General features: G+C 56.7%; 29 protein-coding genes and 1 pseudogene. 16 read left to right on the top strand and 14 right to left on the bottom strand.

The genetic code is table 11. The features are described 5' to 3' along the window. Positions 1-41: 41 nt before the first annotated feature. The 4 genes from QYQ99_RS22370 to QYQ99_RS22355 all read right to left on the bottom strand — a co-directional run bounded on the left by QYQ99_RS22370 (position 42) and on the right by QYQ99_RS22355 (position 1,928). On the bottom strand, positions 42-722 hold the full coding sequence (locus tag QYQ99_RS22370) for a Rha family transcriptional regulator (protein WP_302090069.1): 681 nt from the start codon (positions 720-722) through the stop codon (positions 42-44). After that, positions 719-1,165 carry a hypothetical protein gene (locus QYQ99_RS22365; RefSeq protein WP_302090068.1) on the bottom strand — a complete coding sequence of 149 codons (447 nt, stop codon included), beginning with the start codon at positions 1,163-1,165 and terminating at the stop codon, positions 719-721. The genes QYQ99_RS22370 and QYQ99_RS22365 overlap by 4 nt, the downstream gene beginning before the upstream one ends. After that, a complete protein-coding gene (locus tag QYQ99_RS22360; RefSeq protein ID WP_302090067.1) occupies positions 1,158-1,382 on the bottom strand; it encodes a hypothetical protein in 225 nt (74 codons plus the stop codon). Before QYQ99_RS22360 ends, QYQ99_RS22365 begins: the two co-directional genes overlap by 8 nt. Before the next feature lie 273 nt (positions 1,383-1,655). Beyond that, the gene (locus QYQ99_RS22355; protein WP_302090066.1) at positions 1,656-1,928 is read right to left on the bottom strand and encodes a helix-turn-helix domain-containing protein; all 273 of its coding nucleotides are present in this window, start codon (positions 1,926-1,928) and stop codon (positions 1,656-1,658) included. A gap of 82 nt (positions 1,929-2,010) precedes the next feature. On the opposite strand from QYQ99_RS22355, the pseudogene QYQ99_RS28380 reads away from it, so the two are divergent. From QYQ99_RS28380 to QYQ99_RS22330, 6 genes and pseudogenes are all read left to right on the top strand, one after another. Then, positions 2,011-2,133: pseudogene (locus tag QYQ99_RS28380) on the top strand (helix-turn-helix domain-containing protein); the annotation flags it as partial. Positions 2,134-2,184: 51 nt separating this feature from the next. Further along, on the top strand, positions 2,185-2,739 hold the full coding sequence (locus tag QYQ99_RS22350; protein ID WP_302090065.1) for a S24 family peptidase: 555 nt from the start codon (positions 2,185-2,187) through the stop codon (positions 2,737-2,739). Positions 2,740-2,777: 38 nt separating this feature from the next. Then, positions 2,778-3,287, top strand: coding sequence for a hypothetical protein (locus QYQ99_RS22345; RefSeq protein WP_302090064.1), 510 nt, complete (start codon positions 2,778-2,780; stop codon positions 3,285-3,287). 1,010 nt (positions 3,288-4,297) lie between these two features. Further along, positions 4,298-4,477 carry a hypothetical protein gene (locus QYQ99_RS22340; protein WP_302090063.1) on the top strand — a complete coding sequence of 60 codons (180 nt, stop codon included), beginning with the start codon at positions 4,298-4,300 and terminating at the stop codon, positions 4,475-4,477. A gap of 846 nt (positions 4,478-5,323) precedes the next feature. Then, positions 5,324-5,542, top strand: coding sequence for a hypothetical protein (locus QYQ99_RS22335; RefSeq protein WP_302090062.1), 219 nt, complete (start codon positions 5,324-5,326; stop codon positions 5,540-5,542). A 24-nt stretch (positions 5,543-5,566) separates the two neighbouring features. Continuing rightward, positions 5,567-5,746 (top strand): hypothetical protein, encoded by a 180-nt coding sequence (locus QYQ99_RS22330; RefSeq protein WP_302090061.1) that lies wholly within the window; start codon positions 5,567-5,569, stop codon positions 5,744-5,746. 488 nt (positions 5,747-6,234) lie between these two features. On the opposite strand, the gene QYQ99_RS22325 is transcribed toward QYQ99_RS22330, so the two are convergent. Then, positions 6,235-7,470, bottom strand: coding sequence for a S1C family serine protease (locus tag QYQ99_RS22325; RefSeq protein WP_302090060.1), 1,236 nt, complete (start codon positions 7,468-7,470; stop codon positions 6,235-6,237). Positions 7,471-8,517: 1,047 nt separating this feature from the next. Between QYQ99_RS22325 and QYQ99_RS22320 the strand changes: the two genes are divergently transcribed. Then, on the top strand, positions 8,518-8,655 hold the full coding sequence (locus QYQ99_RS22320) for a hypothetical protein (RefSeq protein WP_302090059.1): 138 nt from the start codon (positions 8,518-8,520) through the stop codon (positions 8,653-8,655). Positions 8,656-8,711: 56 nt separating this feature from the next. After that, the gene (locus QYQ99_RS22315; protein ID WP_302090058.1) at positions 8,712-8,906 is read left to right on the top strand and encodes a hypothetical protein; all 195 of its coding nucleotides are present in this window, start codon (positions 8,712-8,714) and stop codon (positions 8,904-8,906) included. A gap of 28 nt (positions 8,907-8,934) precedes the next feature. Here QYQ99_RS22315 and QYQ99_RS22310 read toward each other — a convergent pair whose 3' ends face one another. Continuing rightward, the gene (locus QYQ99_RS22310; RefSeq protein WP_302090057.1) at positions 8,935-9,246 is read right to left on the bottom strand and encodes a hypothetical protein; all 312 of its coding nucleotides are present in this window, start codon (positions 9,244-9,246) and stop codon (positions 8,935-8,937) included. Between the two features lie 141 nt (positions 9,247-9,387). Between QYQ99_RS22310 and QYQ99_RS22305 the strand changes: the two genes are divergently transcribed. Then, positions 9,388-10,359 (top strand): recombination-associated protein RdgC, encoded by a 972-nt coding sequence (locus tag QYQ99_RS22305; RefSeq protein WP_302090056.1) that lies wholly within the window; start codon positions 9,388-9,390, stop codon positions 10,357-10,359. Positions 10,360-10,462: 103 nt separating this feature from the next. Here QYQ99_RS22305 and QYQ99_RS22300 read toward each other — a convergent pair whose 3' ends face one another. After that, positions 10,463-10,765, bottom strand: a complete 303-nt coding sequence (locus tag QYQ99_RS22300) for a hypothetical protein (protein ID WP_302090055.1) — start codon at positions 10,763-10,765, stop codon at positions 10,463-10,465. A gap of 271 nt (positions 10,766-11,036) precedes the next feature. Between QYQ99_RS22300 and QYQ99_RS22295 the strand changes: the two genes are divergently transcribed. Next, positions 11,037-11,792, top strand: a complete 756-nt coding sequence (locus QYQ99_RS22295) for a hypothetical protein (protein ID WP_302090054.1) — start codon at positions 11,037-11,039, stop codon at positions 11,790-11,792. Between the two features lie 278 nt (positions 11,793-12,070). Here the strand turns inward: QYQ99_RS22295 and QYQ99_RS22290 are convergent, their stop codons facing one another. Then, positions 12,071-12,595 carry an SMI1/KNR4 family protein gene (locus QYQ99_RS22290; RefSeq protein ID WP_302090053.1) on the bottom strand — a complete coding sequence of 175 codons (525 nt, stop codon included), beginning with the start codon at positions 12,593-12,595 and terminating at the stop codon, positions 12,071-12,073. Positions 12,596-12,927: 332 nt separating this feature from the next. Here QYQ99_RS22290 and QYQ99_RS22285 point away from each other — a divergent pair, with 332 nt between their 5' ends. Together QYQ99_RS22285 and QYQ99_RS22280 are read left to right on the top strand one after the other, a co-directional pair. Next, a complete protein-coding gene (locus QYQ99_RS22285; RefSeq protein ID WP_302090052.1) occupies positions 12,928-13,572 on the top strand; it encodes a hypothetical protein in 645 nt (214 codons plus the stop codon). After that, the gene (locus tag QYQ99_RS22280; RefSeq protein ID WP_302090051.1) at positions 13,569-13,772 is read left to right on the top strand and encodes a hypothetical protein; all 204 of its coding nucleotides are present in this window, start codon (positions 13,569-13,571) and stop codon (positions 13,770-13,772) included. The genes QYQ99_RS22285 and QYQ99_RS22280 overlap by 4 nt, the downstream gene beginning before the upstream one ends. A 238-nt stretch (positions 13,773-14,010) precedes the next feature. Here QYQ99_RS22280 and QYQ99_RS22275 read toward each other — a convergent pair whose 3' ends face one another. After that, positions 14,011-14,898, bottom strand: a complete 888-nt coding sequence (locus tag QYQ99_RS22275; RefSeq protein WP_302090050.1) for a tyrosine-type recombinase/integrase — start codon at positions 14,896-14,898, stop codon at positions 14,011-14,013. A gap of 644 nt (positions 14,899-15,542) precedes the next feature. Between QYQ99_RS22275 and QYQ99_RS22270 the strand changes: the two genes are divergently transcribed. Continuing rightward, complete coding sequence (locus QYQ99_RS22270) at positions 15,543-15,761, top strand: hypothetical protein (protein WP_302090049.1); 219 nt, start codon at positions 15,543-15,545, stop codon at positions 15,759-15,761. A gap of 23 nt (positions 15,762-15,784) precedes the next feature. Further along, complete coding sequence (gene infA / locus QYQ99_RS22265; RefSeq protein ID WP_003061434.1) at positions 15,785-16,048, top strand: translation initiation factor IF-1; 264 nt, start codon at positions 15,785-15,787, stop codon at positions 16,046-16,048. A 609-nt stretch (positions 16,049-16,657) separates the two neighbouring features. Here the strand turns inward: infA and QYQ99_RS22260 are convergent. Continuing rightward, entirely contained in the window at positions 16,658-16,873 is a 216-nt protein-coding gene (locus QYQ99_RS22260; protein WP_302090048.1) for a hypothetical protein, read from the bottom strand. 139 nt (positions 16,874-17,012) lie between these two features. Further along, on the bottom strand, positions 17,013-18,581 hold the full coding sequence (locus tag QYQ99_RS22255) for a sensor domain-containing diguanylate cyclase (RefSeq protein WP_304350660.1): 1,569 nt from the start codon (positions 18,579-18,581) through the stop codon (positions 17,013-17,015). A gap of 932 nt (positions 18,582-19,513) precedes the next feature. Between QYQ99_RS22255 and QYQ99_RS22245 the strand changes: the two genes are divergently transcribed. Then, on the top strand, positions 19,514-19,831 hold the full coding sequence (locus tag QYQ99_RS22245; protein ID WP_302090045.1) for a hypothetical protein: 318 nt from the start codon (positions 19,514-19,516) through the stop codon (positions 19,829-19,831). A gap of 4 nt (positions 19,832-19,835) precedes the next feature. Here the strand turns inward: QYQ99_RS22245 and QYQ99_RS22240 are convergent, their stop codons facing one another. After that, positions 19,836-20,768, bottom strand: a complete 933-nt coding sequence (locus QYQ99_RS22240) for a LysR family transcriptional regulator (protein WP_302090044.1) — start codon at positions 20,766-20,768, stop codon at positions 19,836-19,838. Positions 20,769-20,887: 119 nt separating this feature from the next. Between QYQ99_RS22240 and QYQ99_RS22235 the strand changes: the two genes are divergently transcribed. Further along, entirely contained in the window at positions 20,888-21,877 is a 990-nt protein-coding gene (locus QYQ99_RS22235) for a bile acid:sodium symporter family protein (protein WP_302090043.1), read from the top strand. 68 nt (positions 21,878-21,945) lie between these two features. Here QYQ99_RS22235 and QYQ99_RS22230 read toward each other — a convergent pair whose 3' ends face one another. Continuing rightward, the gene (locus QYQ99_RS22230; RefSeq protein WP_302090042.1) at positions 21,946-23,931 is read right to left on the bottom strand and encodes a bifunctional diguanylate cyclase/phosphodiesterase; all 1,986 of its coding nucleotides are present in this window, start codon (positions 23,929-23,931) and stop codon (positions 21,946-21,948) included. A gap of 65 nt (positions 23,932-23,996) precedes the next feature. Next, positions 23,997-24,725: a transglutaminase-like cysteine peptidase gene (locus QYQ99_RS22225; protein ID WP_302090041.1), complete on the bottom strand. Its 729-nt coding sequence runs from the start codon at positions 24,723-24,725 to the stop codon at positions 23,997-23,999. Between the last annotated feature and the right edge of the window lie 133 nt (positions 24,726-24,858).

Genomic DNA, 24,858 nt, shown 5'->3' with positions numbered 1-24,858 from the left:
CCGCGCCTTGTGTGTGCTGGGGTTGGTGTGTTGCTGTGCCATCACGCAACTCCTTCGCTTGTCAGGCGCTCAACAATCCATGCCTCGCCGGCGGTGGTGAACAGCGGCTGCGAATAGCCAAGCTCCGTTTGCTTCAGCTCGCCATAGCCCTTGTCGATCACCCACTGCTTGAAAACACGGGCACGCTTTACACCCATGGCATAGATGCCCAGCTCGTCCAGGTGCTTGTTCAGCTTGATGGCCGACATGCCCAGCTTCTGGGCAACCTGCGTGGCGGTCATCAGTGTGGTGCGCTCAACCACCTTGTCAAAGAAGGTCACCTTCGGTGCCGCCAGCGCCAGCTGAGCAACGGCGTTCTGCTCGCCTTCCTTTGCGTCAGCCCAGGCGCGCGCGGCGGCCACTGGATCTGCAAAGTTAGGCAGTGCGGGGACCTGCCGGGCCTCCAGCGCTTGCCAGCGGTCGATGATCTTGGCCCGCACCTCCGCGCTGTAGCCAGACACCACCACCATGGTGTTGCGGTAGTCCAGCAGGAACTCCGGGTAGGTCTGCTGGTTCTGGGGGTGCGTGTAGAGGGTCTCGTTTCCAAAAACGACACCCCTCTCGATCAGTTGGCGAATGGTTTTGAGCACGCTGTCGTGCTGAGTACCGACATACCAGGCAATCTCGCGGCTGCTCATGGTCAGCTGCACGGCCGCCGGGGTCATGGTCGAAGTCAGATTCATTGCTTGCGGTTCCCCATGAGTTCGGGGCCCCCAAATGGACCTATGAGCTGAGCCATCGCATCGATACGATTGGCTTCATGGTTCATCTTCTCCATCACCATTTGCCGATACGTCTTGCCGTGCACCAGGGCGTAGATGCAGTCGCGCAGCACGCAGGCGGTATCCAGGCCGCGCGCAGCGCAGTACTGCAACCACAGGCCATAGGTGACGTCATCGATCTTGGTTTTGACGGCGCAGATCAGTTTTCCAAGCGGGCCGGCGATGCCGCGAGCGAACATCGGGGGTTGGTCGTCAGCAGCCAGATGTTCGGCCGCGTGATCCAAGACCTCCTGCGCATCTTCGGGCGGCAGCCCCTTGAGCGCGTCCAGAACAGCAGCAAGTGCAGTGTTCTGATCCTTGGACAGGTGAGCGAGTGGCGCTATGCGCTTGGTGGAGTCAGCCATGTGTGACCTCCTCATGCAGGTTCTCCGCGCAATCCGCTTTGTGCACGGTATGGCGATAGAAGTTGTTGAACAGGTGCCACAGCGGAGTGCCCACTGCGTAGCGATTGGCCAAAGCCAAGGAGATTCGGTTTTGCGCGGCGTGCTGCGCCTGGGTGCCCACCGCCTCCCGGGGCAGAATGGAAGCTCCTACACAACCATTCCCGGGAGGGGTAGACATGAACAAGTGCCCGAAGTGCGAGCAAGACATCCAGGAATTCCGCATTGCGACCCTCAACGGCATAGGGCCGGACCACAGATCGTGGAAATGCATTGCACACACCTGCCCTCATTGCTCAACAGTGATATCGGCGCAAATGGACCCTGTTGCCCTGAGTGCAGACACCTTGAATGCCGTTCGCGCTCTTCTGGCTTCTCAGCCACGCTTTTGAGCTCGCTTGGCTCTGGCGCGGCATCAATCAGCGTCAGCTCAGATACTTGGTGTGGAGTTGGATCAGTCATTACCCACCTCCTTTTCTGGGGTGGATGGCTGAGCCAGCTCCTGGGGCGACTGAATGGTGCGTAGGTATGCCCAGTCGACGTCAGGGCGCAAGTCCTCGCAACGAATGCGCCCGTGGTTCAGCTTTTCAAGAGTGATGCATTGATCTGCCGGGAGGGTGCGCAATCCATCGCGCCAAAAACAAACCGCCTGGACAGATACCCCGCATGCGCGCGAGACCTTAGCTGGACCTCCTGCGCCGTTAATGGCTTCAGTAATTGCGTTCATGACACAAATTCTACAGTTGCAGAAGAATCAATTCAACAACTGTATTTGCGCCAATTCAACAAATGTTCAATGATCGGCCGCTATGGCACTAGGCACCCGTATTCGTCACTACCGAGAAAAAGCAGGACTCACCCTTGAGCAGCTCTCTGAGCGATCTGGCGTGGAGGTTGGGACAATCTCCGCACTCGAGAATCGAGACAGCAGCCGTTCAAAGTTCGCAACCCTCATCGCCCGTGGCCTAGGCATGAGTGTGGAGATGCTTGAAGACGAATCCCGCGACTTGGATGTCGCATCGCTGCTGGAAGTGCCACCCTCTTCTGCTACGCGTGAGATAGACATGGCGGCATACGGTGCTGTTCCGATGTATCGCGCACCTGACGCTGTAATTGTTCCTTTGCTCTCTAACTGCGGCAGCATGGGCCCCGGTTCCGAGTTGCTGGAGTCAGATGTCATTGTGGGTGACTTGGCCCTGTCTCCACACTGGATCAATCAGCAGATCAGACCTCAGAACCCACAAGAGCTACGCTTCATCCATGCCTACGGCGACAGCATGCATCCAACCTTTACAGACGGTGATGTTCTGCTCGTAGATACCGGGCTCAGTGCACGCGATCCCAGCTCACGTGAAGGCGTCTACGTTTTGCGGGCGAATGACCGAACTTTCGTTAAGCGCGTCACCCCGACCTTTGACGGCAAGCTGCAGGTTACAAGCGACAACCCCAGCGCCAAGACTGTGCAAACACTGAATGGTGATCATCAAGTGGATGTGGTGGGTCGGGTGGTTTGGGCCTGGAATGGAAAAAGGCTGTAATCGGTGCGACTGATTCACATCTTCCCAAGAGGTGCGTAGTGAAAAATAACTGTGCAGCATTGCTTCCGGTTATTTGCTGCTTGTGTGCCGCACCCGCCCTGAGCCAGCAAACATGGCAGGCCGACCTCAGCAGCTACGTGGGCCCGGTCGCAAGAGTCGGGCTTCCTTCAGAAGCCGCCACGAGTCGCTTGGTTTTGATTGCATTTGAATACGCCACCCAGTGCAACCCGCTATTCACCTATGTAGAACTGCAAGGCCCAAAGTTCGGAGTAGCTGAAAAGCAGTCTTCATTGCCTCCATCAAGCATCGGCGGAGCCATCAATGGCAAGCGCTACGCAGGCAACTCCGCAGCAATGACGCTGTATAGCAATGGGATTGAGGTGGGTTTTGCCATGCCTGATGAGATGGCGATGGCACTGGCATCGGATCCAATCACCTCAATCTCATTCACCACACCAGCTGGCAAGGAAATACCGCTTCCCACAACTGGTCTAAGCAAAGCCGCTGCACAGGCACTAGACGCCTGCACGAAAAAGGTTTTTTTCTAGGACTACTGCTTCTCGCTGTTTCACGGAGATAGTGAGTGCAGGCAGGCCTTCAGCGAGCATTCTGCACAGCACTGCTTCTCATGCCGCAACGTAAAACCGACCATCGCTATCTCTAGACAATCCGAACAAGCTGTCTCGAAGCCCGCATCAGCGGGCTTTTTTGCGTCGGTGCTTTATGGATCGGCAGGCGAGTCCATTTATCTACATAAATTCAACAAATTTCTTCTACAGTTGTTGACTGCATTAAATCTACAGTTGTAGAATTCATTCGTCGCAGCAACATCCCGCAGCGATGGGTGCGAAGTGATCGAGCCGCGCGCCACGGGTCTTTAAAAAGATGCTGGTGTGATTTGGAGAGGTGGGCGCATGACTGGAGCTGGCTGGCTAGTACCCGGCCTGCCACTGGATTCGTTGCCCGAGAGCTGCAGTGCTTACTCAGACGGAATGCGTCCTTGCATAGCGGTGAAAGTAGCCCGCCCGCCTCCCCAAATCGCACCAGTCACATAGATAGCGCAATAGCCGGGACGCAGTGATCAACAGCGTCTGGCGCGGGTTAAACCCGTCTCCAAGCCGAGTGAGTCGGTACACGGAGCAAGCAGGCCGGGCATGCGGGCAAAACCTTCATGTTCAAGCCGGGTCGATTTCAAGCAAATCGCATTCGGGGACTGCGCGCGGAAGGAAGTGCAACGCGTGAGACCAGAGCACTGCTGAATCGATGCCAGCGAAAGCATCCCAACCAGGCAGCCGCGCGCTGCGAAGGAGAACACATGCGAGATGAATAGGCCGGGTGACCCGGCCCAGCAACTGCCAATCACAGGCAGGCGTAGAAAGCCGCACGAAAGCCGGCACGGGATCAAAGTTGGCCGATGGTTTGAGGAGTCGCCCGCCCTCTTACACCAGGTGACGCCGCCACATGCACGCATCTGCGCAAGCAGCGCCAGCCCCTGAGCGAGATCAGGGCGCAAACCAAAGCTTTGCTTGCAGGGCTTCGGTTTGGGTACAGTGAATCCATGACACGCATAAACACCACCGAAATCTGGGAGCGGCACGGCTACAAAGTCGAACGCATTGAGCAAGTCATGGGCGCGCCACAGCGCAATATTTATGGCCCAGACGGCACGCTGCTGATCGCGGACGCAGAGTACACCCAAGAGACAGAAGCGCTGCGCGACCTCGGCTTCATCGACTGACCGCAGCTGCGACAACATGGTGGGGTATGTATTTTTCAAGGGCCCCGTTTAAGGTCATTTAAAAGAGTACCTTGGGACAAGGCAATCAATCTTGATCAGCCACCTTAGACCGGAGGTCTACTTGTTAAGTAACCCCATTCCCATCTCTACCCCATCCTTTTTGGACACCTTGAAGCTGATGTTCTTTTTCACGGATGGGCTCCCAGCCCCACAGCAACAAGGCAAACCGCGCGTACCGAAGAAAAGGAACGAGGAAGAACAGCAGCAGCAACGCAAGCAGTAGCGATATGGTGAGGCGTTTTGTCGCGTCAGGGCTGGAATGGTTGCGTCGAGCAGCCGTTTAGAAAGAGCGGCCAAGCCACCTTCTCGGTTGTTTTCCAGCAGCGTTTAAGGTCTTAAAAAAGCGTACCGTGGACACATGTAAGTCATCCTGATTTGCTGCTTTAGACCGGAGGTCTATATGTTTCCACTCCTTGTGTACCAGAGGTATGTCGCATTCTGGCGCGACATGTGGTCGATCATCCTCGAGCCCATTTCTGAGCTTCCGCCAAGCCCTTCAAGTTTCGGCCAAGAGCCTTCCGGCAAGCCTGAAGCGCAGCAGCCCGCGCACCATGCAGAGGCAACCACGGACAAGGCCTGACTCAACGGCTCCTTAAGCCTGAAGAGCACGAAATCCGGATCCTGAGCCACCTTTCAAGGTGGCTTTTCGTTGGGAAAGCGACTGCGAATGACGCCCCGCAGTTCATTCCTGACGTGAGCTTTGAGCGCTCCGTTTAAGGGCATTAAAAGGAGTACTGTGGTGTGAGACGGCCTATCTTGGACCGCCAGAATAGACCGGAGGTCTATATGTCTTTCATCAACAAAACCATCTTTAACATCCGCTCGCGACTTCCCGTCGCGAAACAGGACGTCGAATCCCGGAACGCGGCGGATGACGACCGAATCTTTCACACGCCATTTCAAACGGATGCACAGCTGCAGGAAGAATCACCTGAGCAGATGCTGCGCAAAAAAACGAACCGCCTTTTGCTGCAAGCGGTCCTCAACAAAATCTCTGCCGCTTGAGCAAGCATCTGACCGGAGGTCTATATGTTTTCACTACTTGGCTACAAACGTCAGTCCGAGTTCTGGCGTGATATGTGGGTGATGCTCCTCGAGCCGATTTCAAAGATTCAACCCATCGAACCCAGTCTCGATCAAGCACTCGCGACGACGCCAAAAGCCCCACAGCCCAGCTCCGAAGCACCTGCTGTCAACGACAAGGCGTGACAGCACCACACGGAGACGCAGCGAGCCCCCGTAGCTCGCGCGTGTCAGTCCGGAGGTCTATATGTCAGCAAGCCGCATCCCATCTTCATTCCTGAAGGTTTGGAGAACAGTCAGACGAGTCTTCGCCAGAGGCGAGCTACTCCCCAGTCCACCCAACATCGAGCAGTGCGGACCTCCCGAAAAAAACAAACGAAGGCAAAAAGAGAGGCAATCGCGCATGCGCCATAGCTATCGGTTCTGGTAGCAAGAGTGCTCGACAGCCCACACGATTAAGGGCTTCATTTTCAAAAGCCACCTTCTAAGGTGGCTTTTTTGTGCCCGGATATCTTGAGATGTGAGCGTTTAGCCAGCATGCGGCATGCATGTGCCTTCCCCCGCAGGGCTTAGCGGGGCCATCCGGTGTGACCATGGGAAGCTTTCAGCGAACTCACTCCTCTGCAATGAAAAGCGAGGTCGCATCAGAAGTCTTGATTTACATGCGAAGTAAATCAAGATGGCTGCCAATAGAGCAGGACGCCTTCTGAGCCCGTTGCCTTAAATGCTGGAGCACTGTAGCTAGCGAGTTCAGCATTCCACGAAGTAGTAAGAGAATTCAAGCTAGGACTGCACATGCCCAATCCTTTGAGATCGGAAGCTTGAGGAACCTTTTCCTGTTGAAGAAATTTCGCAAATGCTTCGCCAGCAACCTGACCTCGAGAGTAAAGCTGAGATTTTTTATCAGCAACGGGGAATATATCGCTAACCCAAACTAACTTTTTTGTCCCATCCATGGGAGGCATGGCGATAACATAACAATAGCCCTCTCTATTTGTCGGAAGCATTGCATCTGGCTGTGTATCGGAAAGGGTGATATTTAGGATTTGTGCTGAACGATTTCGCCAAACCTTGAGATTCAATTTATGGCCCGCTCGCAAAGAAACCAAATAGGTCTTCAATGCATCTCCGCTGTTGTACTCTTTGTCGTCAGCGGACAAAATGACATCCAATGATCGCATTCCAGCCCGGCCGGCCGCTGAGTCTTTAACGGCACCTTGTACAAACACACCCATAGGTTCAGACAGCCCCAAAGATGCGGCTAAGACCGGGGTGATGGGAACTTCTAGCAATGAGACTCCAAGCCAGCCACGTGCAGATGAAGAGACTCCTGAAGCAGCCTGACTTGCGACACCGGATTCCTCAGAAATCCTGGACTTTGCCTCTTTTGTTTTAGCAGGCACGGGAGCGGAGCTCTTAGGCTTACCGGATTGCGCTTGTTCAGTCCTAGATGGCGGAGTCTTCGATTTAGACGTCTGAGAAGGGGCAACTAATGCAGCTAAGGCTTTCCTTGCTGCAGGTGATTTGAGCTTTGAATCAAGCTCTTTCGCAGTACTGGGGTTCTTGGAAATGAATTCAAGGATGTGAGCCTCACTGGAAGAGATGCCAAGCACGCATCCTTTCTCCTTCTCAACTTGCTCCACTACAGCCAATTTCCATCTGCCGCGCTTTTGGGAGTATTCCGTGTGTTCACCAATGCGAGTGGTCTCACTTAGCGCATGCTCTCGTTCTGAGGCAAGTTCAGCACAAGATTGACTTCGGTACTTGGAGGCAACCTCTCCAACGCTCTCAGGCGTTTCAGAACTAAGCTGGTTGACAGCTACGGCAGTGATCAGCGACTGCCCGCATCCTGCAAGCGTTAATGACAGCAATACCACTGCCACAAACTTGAACACGTTGTTGAGACTCACTGGGTAGGCTCCTAAATTTTCAGAGCTTCATCATTACTCAGGATGTTGCATCCAACATTGCATGTTGGAAAAAATCCAATCGAAATAGATTTCTAGCTGGGAAAGGTTTAAGAGGAGCAACTTAAAGGGCCCTCTTCCTCTGCGAACTACGCAGAGCCATCCGGCGTGACCACTCAAGCAGGTACGGCAGTTCAGGAATGGGCCTGGGCTGACGGCAATTACGAACTAGGCGACAGTGGTCACACCAGATGGCGCAGCACCAGTTTTAGGTAAGCCGAACTCCTATTGATTGCCTGAAAAGCATCGTGCAGAATTCGCCCCCATCTACCTGTTACGCCGGGCCTGGGATCTTTCCTCCCTCCCTTTCTGACCTCTTCCCCAGGCGTGGCCCGAAAGGGTCACCGGCTCTTTATTCAAGCCCGCAGCAATCGCTCGCGGGCTTTTTCTATTGCCCACAGGAGACCCATGCACTCGAGTCCAACCACCACCTGCACGGCAAAACTGCTACTCGCCAAGCAATAGGCACTTACAGGCTTAGGCCTCGAATGTACCTTCCCTCGCAGGGCTATAGCGGGTTCATCAAAATAGTAAATGTGTATTAATTTGCTTCTATCAATAGAAAATACTGACAGGGTCTGCAATTGGTGAAAGCATTCACCTTAATTGATGTCTTTGAATGAGCGCAGCTACTCAGGTGTGAGAAAAGCCTCTTTAAGCCACCCTTCGCGGGGTGGCTTCTTTTAAACCAAAGTCAGAGCCATCCGGTGTGGCCACTCAAGCAGGTACGGCATCTCAGGAATGGGCCTGGGCTGCTGTCAATTGGGAGCACGGCGCTTTGCGTCGTGAGCGACAGTGGTCACGCCAGAGGGCGCAGAACCTTTTCTTTAACCATGGGAAAACTGCTGCGTCGTTTACCTGTTTCGCCGGGCTTGGGGCAACTTTTCACTCCCTTTTTAGCTCACCCAGGCAAGACCGAAAGGTCACCGGCTCTTTATTCAAGCCCGCAGCAACCGCTCGCGGGCTTTTTCTTCGTCCACAGGAGACTCCATGCATTCGACTCCACCTACTGCCCATCCCACAAAGCTGCTGCTCGCGGCGCAATGGGCTCTCACTGGCTTCGGCCTCTTCTGCCTGGTCGGCGCGGCCGTGGTCATAGCTCTCACGCCCGAGGCATGGCCCGTCTGATCATTCAATTTCGATAGCTGCTCGCGCTTTCTGGATAAGCGCTAAGGAACGAAACCATGACAAAGCTGCTTGAAGCCCTGATCTTGATCGTGGCCATCTGCCTGGGTCTTGCATGGCTGGCCGTGCCAGATGCCCAGGCCGATGAACCCCAGACCATTGCCCAAAACCTGCGCGACGAGTTCGCCTGTCCTGGCATGCATGCCGAGTGGCTGGATGACAAGACAGTGCAGTGTCTGAAGGAAAAGCCCTGACTGCGGGGATGCGGAGCCTTTCACGTTCCTAGTAGCCCCAGCGATGCCCCCCTGGGTAGGCGTCTTCACCGCTGTAGCCCGATCCAGGCCAAGGCCTCAAACCAGCTTGATCTTCATGCCCCTCATTACCCCTGTCGCGGTAATGCTCCCGATCCCAGTCGTTGTCAAATTCAGGAGAACTATCCTGATCCCGGATCTGATCATTTCTAAGATCCTGATCAGTATTTCTTTCCAGCTGATTAGAACCAAGACCATGCGATTGCTTATTCTTATCGGGCGGTGGCATCGCACACCCTGCCAGCATCCCGGCAACCGCAACCAGTGCAAGTAGATTTTTCATGGTGACCCTTTAAGTAAGTGGCTGCATTCAGCCTATTCCCACTGCAGATGCCCCATGTAATTCGATGTTCCGTTGCACTGCACAACACCCCAATCACCCGACTGCCCGCTGCTAAGCGGGCTTTGTCTTTCTGGAGTTCCGATGTTCAAGAACATGATCATTTACCGCATTGCCGAGAGCTGGCAAGGCGATCTGCAGGTGCTGGAGGATGCCCTGCAGAAGACAGTCTTTGCCGAGTGCGGCGCGACCCAAGAGCGCTCTGTGGGCTGGGTTCCGCCGCGCGGCGAGCAGCACGGCCTACTGGTCGAGTCCGTGGCCGGCCAGTGGGTGATGTGCTTCATGACCGAGGCCAAGGTGCTGCCGGCCAGCGTGCTCAATCGCAAGGTCGAGGAAAAGGCCGCGCACATCGAAAAGACCGAAGGCCGCAAGCCTGGCAAGAAGGAAAAGCGAGAGCTCAAGGAAGAGGCCAAGCTGGATCTGCTGCCCATGGCCTTCACCAAGCAGGGCAGCATGTGGGTCTGGATCGACCCGCAGGCGCGCACTCTGGTGCTCGATACCAGCGCCCAGGGGCGCGCTGACGAGGTGGTAACGCTGCTGGTTGAATGCCTGCCCGGCTTTGCCCTGGCTCTGCTGGATACCCAGACCAGCCCACAGGCCGCCATGGCGCATTGGCTGATGACGCAGGAGCCGCCCGCCGGATTCACCGCCGACCGCGAAACGGAGCTGAAGGCTGCGGACGAGTCCAAGGCAATCGTGCGCTACGCCCGCCACCCGCTGGATATCGATGAGATGCGCCAGCACATCGAGCACGGCAAGCGCCCTACCAAGCTGGCCATGACCTGGGACGACCGGGTGAGCTTTGTGCTGACCGAAGGCCTGCAGATCAAGAACATCACGCTACTGGATGCAGTCATGGATGGCAACAGCCAGGACGACAGCGGCTTTGATACCGATGTGGCCATTGCCACGGGCGAGCTGTCGCGCCTGATTCCCGACCTGATCGAAGCCCTGGGCGGCGAAGGCCGCACCAGCCTGGGCGACCTGCCTGCCGCGCTGGCTGCCAGCGCCAGCGGCCACGCATCACTCCAGGGCAGATGTGAAAGCAACGGCTAACGCAGCCACTGCAGCACCTCCTAAAGCAAGTCCTCCAGCAACATGAGTCCAAGGAGTGGCTTGAAGCGCTCAGAGGTTGACCATCGTCGCGACAGCTTAACAATCAAAGCCAGGAAGCTAGCATCACTTCAATATTCGACCGCATCTTTGTAAGCATCGCTTTAAAGCGCTTGCCCTCCTCAGCCAGTTTCTCGTAATCAGCGTCTTGCTTGCTCTTGAGGGCCGCGAGATGCAGCTCTAACTTTTCGCGCTGCCTCACTACCTGATCCAATAGCCTCTCAGCTTCTGCTTGATCAGCAGCGTTCGCACTCATTTTCTGCACACGCTTCATCAGCACATCGATATGAACCAATTCCGCTTCAGACTCGCGAATATGTCTTTCAGCCATCTGCTCTATCGTTTCCATCACGGCCTCCTTGCAGTCAGCACACTGCCTTGCGAATCTGGTTAATCAGTATGAGAAGCCCGTCTCCTTGAGAAAAGAGCAGGTCAACACTGCCGTTCATAAGGTACAGCAACTAGCCTACCGGTGCAAAGAGATCCATTGCCAGACACTATGTCTCTAAGTGCCATCACAGGCGCAAAAGCACACGCACAAAGCGTCTCTATACCTCCTCACCTCACTTCCATACCTAAACGGCCCGCCACTGAGCGGGCTTTTTGCTTTCTGGAGCCCTATGCGAACTGTTTGCCAATTTTCATGTGGCGCCGCCTCAGCAGTAGCCACCAAGCTCGCTATCGCTCAGTACGGCGACCATTGCGAAATCATCAATGCCTTTCTAGCTGGTGAACACGTCGATAACCGTCGATTCCTGGCCGACTGCGAGGCCTGGTTCGGACGCAAGGTTGTAATCCTGCGTGATGAGAAGTACGGTGCGGACCCAATCGAGGTGTTCCGCCGCACTCGCTACATCAAGGGCCGACAAGGTGCTTCCTGCACCAAGAGGCTGAAACGTGACCTACTGCGCACATTCGAGCAGCCCGGCGATGTACTGGTGTTGGGCTACACCGCTGACGAACAGTGGCGCCTGGACGACTTTCAAGAAGCCTACCCAGAACGCCCTGTAGTCGCACCGCTCATTGAGCGCGGGCTCACGAAGACCGACTGCAAGACCATGGTTGAGCGCGCGGGCATCACCTTGCCATTCATGTACCTGCAGGGCTATCAGAACGCCAACTGCATCGGCTGCGTCAAGGGCGGCGCTGGCTACTTCAGAGCCATCCGCGAAGACTATCCGGAAGAGTTCAAGCGGCTTGCAGACGTGGAAGCCGAGATCGGCCCAGGTGCCTACATCCTGCGCCACCGCTCCGGTCCGCTGAAGGGACAGCGCTTCCCCCTCCACCAGTTGCCTGCAGGCAAGGCCGACCGCAAGGAGTGGCTGCCGGCCTGCGGCGTCACATGCGAAATCGCAGAGCAGGAATACACCGCCTGACCACCAACACCCAAGCCCGCAGCCGCGGGCTTTTCTCATTCTGGGAGCCACCTATATGCAAGACAAGCAAGAGATCACCGCAGCATGGCATGCAGGCCTGCCCTGAACATCCAATCATTCCAGACGTTGGCGGATGGTCACGAAGCACCGAGCCTTGAGCGCAGCGTTGTATTGCGCCCAGTTGGTGCTGCTGTAACGGGGTTTGGGTGACCAATACTGACTCAACGGCTGAGGCTATCCGTCTCAGGGGGGCTATTTATGCAAAAACACCCAATAAATTAGATCTCCCTTTCCAATGCCGGTTTACGCAAAAAATCTCTTAATGATAGAGCCAACAATCCCAATCCATCACCCGCAATCAAATTGTCTACATAGTATCGCCAATGAAATATATTCCTGTAGGTAGGAGATTCAGGCCTCACATCATAAATAATATATGCGTCACCATCATCATCATATTCTGAACCAATTGCAATTAAGCCATTAGGTAGCAATGAGCGATGATCATAGACTGACTCCTGTAATAATTTGGTTGAGTTCACAACTCTATCTGTAGAAGATAAGGTAGCCATAACGACCGCCCTAGTTTTTCCGTTATATGTTGCTATAAAATTATCTAGTTCATCCAGTGGGCTACATGCTTGATCGCCGACCAGATGAATAAAATCCAAATATTCATCTGGCAAGCTAATCAACAACGCCTTTTCTACATCAGCGATTCTGCTCTTTAGAAAGATTGGATCAACCATTAAATCCGGTTCATCTGTTTCCCATTTTGCCAAGTCTTCTTGTTTTATCTTCATATTAAAAATCCTTACCACGCTACATGGAGTCACCACATACATGGCGGTGTTCCATTATTAGCAGCACCCGACTTACTATTCTTGATTCGCATGACATTCGCTCACATAAACTTCGCGACATCAGTTGGTGTTGCGCGCTTAGAGGATAAGCCATGCGGCACGGTTACTGGATGGCCTGAAGGCAAGGATTGCCATCCGCCCTGAAGGATCGCACCCCAATCCAATTCAGCGCATGGCTTATGGCATAACCGGCCACCTATCCTGTTAGTCGCTCCAATCTGTATCCACCCCACACACCCGCCACTCGGCGGGTTTTCTCTTTTGGAGCCTCCATGAAAGAAACCGGCTTGATGTTCAAGGCGCCCTTGGTGCGCGCCATCCTGAGCGGGCAGAAGACACAGACCCGCCGCATCGCCAAAGATGTGCGCCACCCTGACTTGGGCAACTGGTATGCGCCTGGTGCCCTTGTACTGGAAGGAGAGCCCCAGCATGTCATTCATCGGGCATGTCCATGGGGCCAGCCCGGCGACCGCATCTATGTGCGCGAGACATGGCAAGGGCCATTGATGAGCGCAAAGGAGTGGGAGGACCACTATTTCTCAAAGGCAGACGAACTCCCCTCGAAATTCAAAACACCCGCCTATTGCAAGTACGCGGCAGACGGCGGTGCACCACCTGAATTCATGACGATGGATGACGACATCGTCGCCCGCTGGAAACCATCAATCCACATGCCAAAGTGGGCGGCCCGCATCTGGCTGGAGGTCACTGGCGTGCGCGTGGAGCGCCTGCAGTCCATCAGCGAAGAAGACGCCGAAGCGGAAGGTATTGGATTCCTGCGAACCGTGCCAGATGCTGATGAAACGTTGACATCCAAGCAACTATTTGAATGCCTGTGGGATTCAACAGGCGGCGACTGGGCAGCAAACCCCTGGGTATGGGTGATCGACTTCAAGCGCATCGAGAAACCGCGATGACCAGCGCCAGCACTGTGGGCCTGCCAGAAGACAAGGCCTACATAGCCCACCACTTCAACTGCCCTACCTGCTGCGCGGCCGGCCTCTCAGGAGGCAAGCAGGCTCGCTGCGCCGGTGGCCAGCAGCTCTGGGATGCCTACAACCAGGCCGCGCGCCTTATCAGCCATCCAAAGCAGAAAGCCCCGAACCCCGGGGCCTAACTATTCACACGCACCATGACCGCATCTACAGAAAACTCTGCCCTGCTCGCCTTGAAAAGCCAAGTGGCCATTTTGACGAGCGCTATCCAAATGCTGTGCGTACAGCAAGGCTCACGCCTCACACGAGCTCAGCTGTCGCACAGGCTGGGCATTCACCGTAACTCATTGAATGTTCGCCTCGCGCAGGATAGAACCATGCCCCGCCCCGGCACAGATGGCAAATGGCTGCTGTCTGAAATCATTGAATGGGAGTCGCGGCGCGCCCAGCGTTAAGCCGTGCGGCAATATCAGATCCCGTGGGGTTGTAATACGTTAGCGCGCGCTTCGTATCCGTCCACCCAAACGCTTTGCACAGATCCAGCACATGCAGCACCTGAGCCATACGGGTCGCTGCTGTGTGTCGGGTGTCGTGAAAGGTGAACCCGTCCAGCTCGGCTTTAGCTCGGTGACGGCGGAACAGCGCGTCAAGTGATGCAGCCTCCACGCCGAACACCAGCACATCATGAAACCCACGCATCATTTCGATGTTTCTGCGTGCGGCATGGGTCAATGGGACCTGGCGCCCTTTACCCGTCTTCGTGCGACCTGTATGCAATATACAGAATGAGTCTCGCACATCATCCCACTCTAAATTAGCGATCTCGCTGGCGCGCATCCCAGTTTGCAGAGCGGCAATAAAGCAATGTGCCACAGCATGCTTTGTAGTGGTCGCTCTCCTGCCTCTCGTCCATTCCAGTTGCCTCAGCATGGCACGGATCTCTGGACCCGCGATGATTCGCTCCCGATGATCGGGCGTTTTTGGCCTGCGTACATCAGCCATGGGATTGCTGCTGATCCAGCCCCAGTCCTGGCGAGCGGTATCGAGAACATGGCTCACCAATGCAATTTCACGCAGCACTGTGCCTTTGGACACCGCCTTCAATCGAGCATCACGCCACTGAATAAGGTCCTGGGCATCCAGATCTACCATCCGCCTCTTGCCCGGCCAGTGCGGGTGCTTTGTCGTAATCGCTTCTATGCGAAGCAGCTCCCATCGGGCGCCGCGCTTTTCTGGTGAAACTTCCTCTCCATACTTCTTCATAGCGTCGTTCAAATTGAACGCTTCGCCGCGAATCTTGGCAGCCACGGTCCCGCCCTCTGCAGCAGCCCGTAGCTCGGTTCTACGAGCATCGGCCCACGCCCGCGCCTCGCGCTGCGTAGGGAAGGTTGCGGCGTCACGCGCGCCTTTGTAGAAGACCTGTATCCGCCAGCTTCCTGAAGGCGTCTTTTGGGGTGCAGACATGGGCAAAAAAAACGGGTAAAAGTGGGTAGGAATGGGTAGAACTTCTGTTCAAAACCTCGCATTCATCGCACTATACCAATTTTTCAACACTCATAACATGTTGATTTAATTAACATTTATGCATCTATTGCACAGCTCCGCACAAGCGTTCGATTCATCTCTGCGGCACCAGGATAAAAGCCCCAGGTTCTTGCGTGCCTGGGACTTTTTCTTTTGCTGCGCCTCGGTTTCATCACAATTTGCTCATAAAAGAACAATGCTTTATAATTGGAGGATTACTGCGTGGCACTTGCCCTACGCAGCATCTCTCAGGCAGTTCTCACGTTGCCCACGCTTGGATCCATACAGCCAAAGCACTCCATGGCAAGAAGCATAAGTCACCCGCAAGCGGCTGGCTTATTTGATCCTGGCTCATTAGAGCTGGATTCCTTCATTTTTCATTGGTCGGCACGCCCTGCCCTGGGTTTTTTGCCGCCCGTTGACTCGATATGCGCACAGAACAAATCACAGAGCGTGTCGGCAACTACATTGTGACTGCCCTCACCCAAATGACTCACTCCGGCAAGATTGCTGCAGCGGTTTCCATCCGACGCGGAACCTATGACCGGATTTTCAGGTTTATCCGCCAGTTCGACACCCCAGATATGGCCAGCAAATATGCCCTCGCCGAGGGGCGCAGCATGGTGCTGGACAACCAATTGAACTGACCTCTTTGTAGAAAGGAAATATTTTGGCCAAAGAAGAATTGATTGAAATGCAAGGCAGAGTGGACGAGGTTTTGCCGGACGCCCGCTTTCGTGTGACGCTGGACAACGGCCACCAGCTGATTGCCTATTCCGGCGGCAAGATGCGCAAGCACCGTATTCGCGTGCTGGCAGGCGACAAGGTAACGCTGGAGATGTCTCCCTATGATCTGAACAAGGGTCGCCTGACCTTCCGTCATATCGAGCGTTCCAACAACAGCAACCCTGCGCCGCAGCAGCGCCGTCACTAAACCTCAGCGGTTGACATGGTGCGCTACGACGGCCACCAGCCCTGACATGGGGCTTATGCCAGTTGCAGGATCACGGGACCGCGCAAGCACCCAGCCTGCAGCTCAATTGCAAGCCCTGCCTGCACCCGATCCAGATCGCAGCGGTCAGCTCTGACTCTTCGATGCTCGCGCTGCTTTCAGCGCGTGTCGACATGGATCGCTGGAGCACTCTCACGCCATCTGCTTGAGATTCCCACATCTGGCCTGACCAGCCTGGCATCAGGCATGCACAAAGTCCGCCACCAGTCATGGGTGGCGTTGCTATCGCCGGCCTCATCCCAGCTCCAGCCCACCGCTGCAAGTGTTGAACTTCCTTGTGGATCTTCGACCTTCCAGCACATAGCACTGGCGTCGATGCCGCTCATAGCCTTCAGAGCCAGCATCAACAATGCATCTGTATGAGGCCGTGTCGTGAGTCATGCGATAGGCCAACCTGCCTTCGCGGGCACCAGTGTTCAAGCGTCACTCACCCCATCGCACGATATGCTTTGCCTGCGTGAGGTTCTTGCGAGCGCGCAGCACTTGCTTGCTGAATGAGTTCACCGACATTGGCAAGCGCGGTGCTTCCCATCAGCAGGTCTTGCTCGGAGCATTGCGCTTCAGGGATTGGCTGCTCCGGTGGACATCCGGAAGATCAGCAACGGTCATTGCCGCCCAGTCCGAGCACAAGAGCCTCTTGGAGATGCCATCCAGCAGGCTTTGCCGAAGACGGAACACGCCAGAAATTCGCAGAAATTCGCTAGCCGGCTTCGGTGCTTTTGCTGCGTCCTGCGTGGTTGCGGACATGCCGGATCTCCTGGCCATGGCTCGACAGACACCTCCAGGCAAGGTTCCCCTTTGGCAAGACTACGGATTCGAAATGACGGCTCGCGCCCTCAGATTGCTTGAAGGTCGTCAAAGGATCCAAGAGACCAGCTCCGACAGCTCAGCACTCGGCACGATTGCGCCCAGCCGCCTTGGCCCGATACAGGGCTTGATCGGCCGCTTCAACCAGATACAGCGGACTCGCCAGTTCATGCCTGCCCTGCATGCTTGCAGCTCCTATGCTCACAGTGACATGGCCGAATTGGCTGGACTCATGGGCAATGCCGAGTCCTCGTATGCACTTCAGCAACTCCTCGGCAACCCGCAGGGCCCCCTCCAGCGCGGTATTGGGAAGAATGATGGCAAGTTCCTCCCCGCCGTAACGTGCGGCCAGATCCCCTGAGCGCTTGGCCGACAGCTCCAACTGCCGCGACACCGCTTTCAGGCATTCATCGCCGGCGACATGACCATAGCGGTCATTGAAGCCCTTGAAATGATCCAGATCGATGAGCAAAAGCGAGAGCACCGTCCCCTCGCGTGCGGCACGGCGGACCTCCAGTTGCAGTACCTCGTCGAAGCGACGCCGGTTCGCCAGCCCTGTCAACGAATCCTGGGTGGCCAGCCGCTCCAGTTCGAGGTTGGCATCCAGTAACTTCTCACGCACTGCCATCAGGGATGTCTCTGCCTGCGCACGCTGCCGGATGACCTGAATCAGGCGCCAGCCTATCAGTGTGACAACTGCCAGCAGACCTAGCACCACACCTGCCGTCAGCAGCGCCTGGCTTCGCCAGGCTTGCAGTGCCTCATACCGCCCCCGGGCCACCACCGTGAAAATGGGATAACGATCATTGCTCCTGAAGGCATATAGCCTTTCCGTTCCATCTATGCCGGACTCAAAGGACGCCGTGCCGGATTTCAGGTTTGAGTGGTAGCGCAGAAAGTTGGGGGAACGAGAGAAGTCGCGCCCAAGATCCTGCTCACGAAATGGATAGCGCACCAGCAACTGTCCGCTGGTGGTTGCCAGTCCAATAGACCCTTGCTCGCCGACATCGATCTTGCCGAACAAGTGCAGAAAGTTCTCTATCCCCAGCACGACAACGATGACCCCGGCAAAGTCACCCTCTTTGCTATCAAATCGCCGGCTGATGGTCAGCACCCATTCACCTGTAGAACGACTGCGTATGGGCGCACCGATGAAGATCTCGTGCGACGGGTTATCGCGGTGATATGAAAAAAAGCGACGGTCAGCACTGTTCGCCCCGTCGAAAAATTCCCCTCTCGATGACATGAGCCATTTACCGCTCGCATCGATGACGAGCAGTTCATTGAGCTGGGAAAACAGATGTTCCTGGCGACCGACCAGTTGCTGCATGCGGATCAGATGCTCAGGCGTGGCGCCCTCCACCTCCAGGCGCTCAAGCATGCCGAGCAGCAGCATGGAACTCTGGGTGAAGACGCCCTCGGCATAGGTGTTCAGCGTCTGTGCAAGATTGCGGTTGTTGGTATCAATCTCGCTCAGGGTGCGCTGATGCGCCGACCCGATTTGCCAGCTGGTAGCCACCAGTACAGAGACCCAGATTACCAGCAACAGACTGGTCGCCAGCTGAGCATCTCGCTTGGCAGCCAGAACTTTGCACACGCCATCACGACTGGTGACGCCGCCCTCCCTCTTGTTCTTTCGACACCACACCTGAACATTCCTCTCATCGTCAACCTGGCAAGAATGGCACTTTTGCATTGCCTGCAGCTTCCCTGCTCAGATTGGACAGGGTCGGTACGAATTCTCCACCATCTCGTGAAATGACATGGGACAAAGCAGCAGACGAGGCTGAATCTGAAGCTACGGCTCAATCGCTGCCAACGGGGCCGCGGCGAACATTGCTGCCCAAAGAAACTCCGGCACAGCTCCCAGGCCTGCCTGGGCGGCCTGGGCAGCAGCCGCATCTGCCAGACTGTGCCAGGTGCCCATCGACAGAAGACATTCAGGCTCTGCCTGCCCGGCTTGCCGGTGGGAACGCCAGGCACACGGGATCAGTCCCTTATGGAGCCATTGATCCGGCGATAGACGGCACCAGAGCGGAGCCATCTTTTGCCAGCGCGCGCCAGCTACAGCGACCAAGGCAACACCATCCGGAAGCGTCTGCCCAGAAAGCAGCCGCCACGGCCCAGGCTTGCAATCCGGCTGTCGAAGCCTCTTCGGACGCAGACATGCCTTGAGAGGAAATCTGCGATCCGGCCCAGCCCGAAGCGGTCTTACGAAACGCAGCCAATTCCTGCGCCGGTTTGCGAGATCAATGTCCGAGCCTTGAAGCCATGGCATTCAAGGGCTGCATCTACCACGGTCCAGATCAAAGCAGCCATCCATTGAAAAGCTATTTTTTTAGTAGCTTACTTCACTTGAATTTACTTAATTTCAGATAGAAATCATTTCAAGTTCCTTATTCTTCAGGCGCAAGCTGCTCTCTTTTTTATAAGAACCTGCACCTCATTCCCCTCCAGCGCACAGCCACAGGACAAATCTTGCTCATGAATTGATACAGTCTCTTCGGTGCATTGCGCTTATGCTCGCAGCGTTTGAAACCGATGCGTCCATGGCTCGGGTCATGGACTGCCCCACCCACAATGAAGAAAATCCTTGCTCTTGTTTCCATCTGCCTGCCTGTGGTGCTGATTGCCACGCCACTGAGCAGCCAGGCACATGACCGCCATCACCACCATCACCACAAGCGCGAGCACAAGGAGGAGTACTGGGACGGCCACTGCAAAGTGCAGCGCAAGTGGAAGAGCAATGGCGAGTACAAGGAAAAGCGCAAGTGCAGAAACCGTCCTGAGGCCTACTATGCGCCACAACCGGTTTACGTAGCCCCGCCCCAGCCGGTATATGTCGCGCCGCAACCGCAAGGGCTGGTGATCGATTCACGCATCGTGCTCAGGCCCTGACCCTCTATTCGCCCAGCAGACCGACCGCCTCCTCTGCAATCAGATCCCAGACCAGATGCGCGACAGGCGATAGCTCACGCTGCTGGCGCTTGACCAGCATGATGCTGCGCTGCACCTTGGGCACCAGGGGACGGCTGACCAAGGCGGCACTGCCAGCTGCCGCTGTCGTTGCAGTCCGAGCCGCCCAGGCCGAGGGAATGGCGAGACGCGGCACCACGCTCAAACCCAGACCTTGCTGCACCATGCTGTAGATGGTGGCCGTATGCCCCACCTCCTGCACCACCGATGCAGCCGCGCCATGCACCTGCAGTGCCGCATCGATCAGGCGGCGGCTGCCTGATGCATGATCGAGCAGCACCAGGGATTCGCCCGCCAGCTGGGCCCAGTGCACCTCTTTCTTGCGCGCCAGGCCATGCGAGGAAAGGCAGACCAGACAAAAAGGCTCGGTCAGGATGGTCTGTGCATGCAGATCCTGTTTCTCGGATGGGTCGATCACCACTCCGAAATCCACCTCCCCGCTGCGCACGCTGAGCAGCACATCGCTTTGAATGCGATCGAGCAGCTGGATATTGACGCCCGGCGACTGCTGTCTGCCACGCGCAATGCACTGCGGCAGCAGGTTGGCGGAAAGCGTGGGACTGCTGGCCACCTTCACGCGGCCCTTGCGCTGCGTCGCCAGGCCTTGCACTTCGAGCAGGCAGGCATCGAGATCCTCGAGCACGCGCGAGAGATTGCCCAGCAGCAGACGGCCTGCCTCGGTCAGCTCCACCTCACGCGTGGTTCGATGCAGCAAAAGCAAACCCATGGCCTGCTCCAGGTCCGTCACATTGCGGCTGACGGCAGGCTGGGTCAATGCCAAGGCATCGGCAGCGCGGCTGAAGCTGCTGCTTTGAGCCACTGCCACAAAGGCACGCAGTTGGCGCAGGCTGATATTCATATCAAAAAATTATAGGACTATCGAATAAATCCATTTCTCTTTTAAATGGATTGCGTGTCCAATACGCAGCCATCGCGCACCAGCCCGGTGCCTTGCATGGATGGCTTCAGTTCAAGAATATGTCTCGCCCCCGCTTTGTCCCCGATAACTTCACGCTGGCACTGATTGCCACCGTCGTCCTCGCCAGTTTTGTGCCTGCATCCGGCCAGTTGGCCAAATATGTGGAGCTTGTCACTACAGGCATCGTCAGCCTGCTGTTCTTTCTGCATGGCGCCAAACTCTCGCGCCAGGCCATCCTGGCAGGCATAGGTCACTGGCGCCTGCATATCTGGATCTTCATCGCCACCTTTGTGCTGTTCCCCTTGCTGGGGCTGGCACTGCGCCCGGTGCTCTCGCCCCTGGTCACCACCGAGATGTATATCGGCGTGCTGTTTCTTTGCACCCTGCCCGCCACGGTGCAATCGGCGATTGCCTTCACCTCCATGGCGCGCGGCAATGTGCCTGCCGCCGTGTGCAGCGCATCGGCCTCCACCTTGCTGGGAATCCTGGTCACGCCGATTCTGGTGAGTCTGATCCTGCACAAGAATGCGGAAGGCGGCGATGCATTGCATGCCATTGGCAAGATTGCCATGACGCTGCTGTTGCCCTTTGTCATCGGCCATCTGATGCGCCCCGTGATCGGCGGCTTCCTGCAGCGTCGCGCCTCCATCATCAAGCTGGTGGACCAGGGCTCCATCCTGTTTGTGGTCTACGCGGCCTTCAGCGCTGCGGTCATCAGCGGCCTGTGGAAGCAGACGCCGATTCCCTCACTGCTGGGCTTGATCGTGCTGTGCTGCATTTTGCTGGCAGCCGTGCTCTTGATCACCACCTGGAGCGCACGTCGCCTGGGCTTCAGCAAGGAAGATGAGATCACGCTGGTCTTCTGCGGCTCCAAGAAAAGCATGGTCAGCGGCATTCCCATGGCCAATGTGCTCTTTCCCGCCGCATCCGTGGGCGCCATCGTGCTGCCGCTGATGCTGTTCCACCAGATCCAGCTCATGGTCTGCGCCGTGCTGGCACAGCGCTATGCCAGGCGCGTGCAGATTGCCGATGAGAGCGCGCCTCATTAAGAGCAGCTGACCCATGAAAAGGGGCGCCTTGTGCGCCCCTTTTTTCCTTACTTGGACGACCCGCCGTTTCAAGCCGCCAGCGTCAGCGCATTGTGCTTGTGCAGCAGCTGTGCGGTTTCCGCATTGACGGAATCGTTCACGATCACCTGAATCCCCAGCCCTGTCGCGGTCTCCACAATGGCTTGCAGCAGATGCAGGGCACCCGGGCTTTGAGCAGCCTGCTCCGAGAACTCGCTGCCCAGCTTCACATAGCGCAGCGGCAAGGTGTGGAGCTTGGTCAGGCCCATGGGTTGCTGATCCAGACGACGCAGTCCGACGCCGACACCGGCCAATGCCATGGCCCGGCAGAACTCGGCCACCTCATCGGGGTAGGCCGTCAGTCCATGGGCATCGAGTTCCAGACAGAGCAAGGACAGGCGATGCCCCCACTTCGGCGCACTCAGCTCTTCACGCAGGCGGCCCAGGAAGTCGGGCTGGGCCAGCGAGGGCAAGGAGATTCGAATGACCAGCTCGCAGTCGTTCTGTTCAAGGCACCCAGCACCGAGAGCCACTGCTCGCAAATCAAACTCTGCCGACAAGCCCAGACGCACGGCCACCGGCAGGAACAGCGACCCCATCAAGGTTTCGCCGGAAGCAGTGCGCAGCGAGAGCGACGCTTCGCCACGCTCCTGCACCCCGGTGCGCCCCTTGAATTGCAGCGGCTGCACGGACAGGGAAAGTGCATCCTGCGCTTCCAGTGCCGCAATCAGCATCTGACGCCACAAGGTCTCTCCGGCCAGATCGGAGACCACCTCGTCATCCCCGTAGGCCACATATTCCACCTCGGCCTGGCCCGAACTCTCGGCGCGCATCAAACCGTAGTCCAGCCGTGCAAGCACACCGGTCACCGAGCTCGATGCCGAGTAATCGGTCAAGGCAAAGCTCCAGCGGCACCACTGACCACTGCTCAGGGTCACACGCATGGACAGCAGCACCTGCCGGATCTGCTGCACCAGAGACATGGCCTGAGGTCCCGCCAGGGCCGGCATGAGCACCACAAAGTCCGAGCCATTGAGGCGGGCCAGCTGGGCCTTGCACTCGGCATGACTCTTCAACACCTGATTGACCTGCTCGCCCATCGCTGCCAGCCAGGCATCGGCACTGACGCGCGACATCTGCGCATTCAAGGCCAGCAGATCACGCTGCCTGAACAGCATCACATGGCCATGTGGCGCAGCGCCATCAGCTCCGCTCAGCGCGCGGCGCAACTCATTGACAAAGTACTTGCGATTCGGCAGCTGAGTAACAGGATCACGATTGACCTCCAGCTCCAGTGATTCGATACGCTCCATCTGCTCCTGCGCCGTAGCCTGAACCCGTTCTCGGGTGTCTGCAATGGCACTGAGTACGGGCACCAGCTCGGCCACTGCGGCCCTGGCGGGCCTCGCCGGAACCTCACTGCCGGCCTGACGTCCAATTGCCTGAACCTGTGCCGAGATTTCCTGCTGCAAGACCTTGCGAAACCATCTGAACAGCAAGACTACAAAGAAAGCCCAGGCCAACCCGGCAAGCACCACCACACCTGCCAAGCGCACGCTGCTGCCCCACAGTGCCTGGCTCGCATAGCTGTTGTCCACAACCAGCGTCAATTGCCCGACCTGCTTCCAGCCATCGCTGATCACTCGCTCCGCCTTTGGCGAGCGCAGCGGCAGCATCTCAACAAACCACGGCGGAGCAGCACTGTCTTTGAGCTTGGCAGCAGGGGCCGAACTATCGGTAATGTCTTTGTCGCGCCGGCGCTCGAACAAGGTTTCGCCCTCGGGCGAGGCCAGGCGAATCAGCTTGAACTGTCCGCCATCGAACAAGGCCATCATCAGCAGCTCCTGGGTGACCGGGTCCTGATTGGCCGGCTGCGACAGTGACAAGGCCAGCGACGAAGCGGCATTCTCGCTCTCGGACTGCAACTGCCCATCCAGATACTGGCGCGCGGCACCTATGCTGAACGCCAGGGTGCCAATCAGGATGGCCACGATGGCCACTGTCACGCTGATCAAAAGTTGTTTCAACAACGACATCTTGCTGCCTTATCTGTGTCGACCATTCAATAGGGCTCCGCTGCCTGCACCGCGAAACATGGCATTCATGGCAAAAAACCTTCCTGCTTCATGCGCGCCAGCAGATCGCGCCAGCGCGTGATCCTGTCCACCGAAGCAGGCTGTGCACCCGCGACATACACCCCCTGGGCATTGAAGCTGAACACAGGAGTCAAGTCCTTGCGCTGGCTGGCCGGCATGATGTTGTCCAGCAGACTGTCCAGCACCAGCGGCTCGGCTGCAGGTGTCTCGTAATAGCCCAGCACCATATGCGCAATGCTCTGCGTGCTGCCTGCGCCGCCCAGTCGGGCACGCACATAGATCAGGCGCAGTTTCTCGACCGCCACGCCCAGGCGCAGCAGCGAGAAATACTTGCCGATCACGTAGTCCTCGCAATCTCCCGCCCCCTTGCCCAGTGTCTCCAGCGGCGTGGCCCAATAGTCGGGCTGGGACCACAGCATGCTGTCCTCCGATTGCAGCACGGCGCGATTCCAGAAGGTATTGACGGCCGGCAACTGCTGCTGCAACGGCCTGTCTTTCTGGGCCTGCTGCATGGCCAGCCACTGGTTCAGCCTCTGGACACCTGCGCCGCCATAACGGGACTGCATGGTGCTGTGCAGCCGCTCAGCATCGAAATCCAGCGCTGCGGCGTCAAACCCGCGCTGCAGCAGCCAGCCGCCGACAAGCGCAGAGCCATACAAAAGCATGCCTCTGCGCGACAGACGCTGCGGTTTTTCCACGGCATGTGGAAACAGAAGGCTGGGCGAAGTGCTCAATCGAGTTGCAGGAAGAGCAGGCACCCAAGACAGAATCTGCTTGAAGCGCCTGTGAATATTGTGATGACTGCTATGAAGCTTGATGGTTCGATGAGAACACAGTCAAGATTCAATGCTCACAAATGTAACCAAT

Source organism: Comamonas testosteroni, from assembly GCF_030505195.1.
Taxonomy (GTDB): Bacteria; Pseudomonadota; Gammaproteobacteria; order Burkholderiales; family Burkholderiaceae_C; genus Comamonas; species Comamonas testosteroni_G.
Note: the sequence above shows the minus strand (reverse complement) of the source record. Positions and strands in the feature narration are given on the sequence as shown.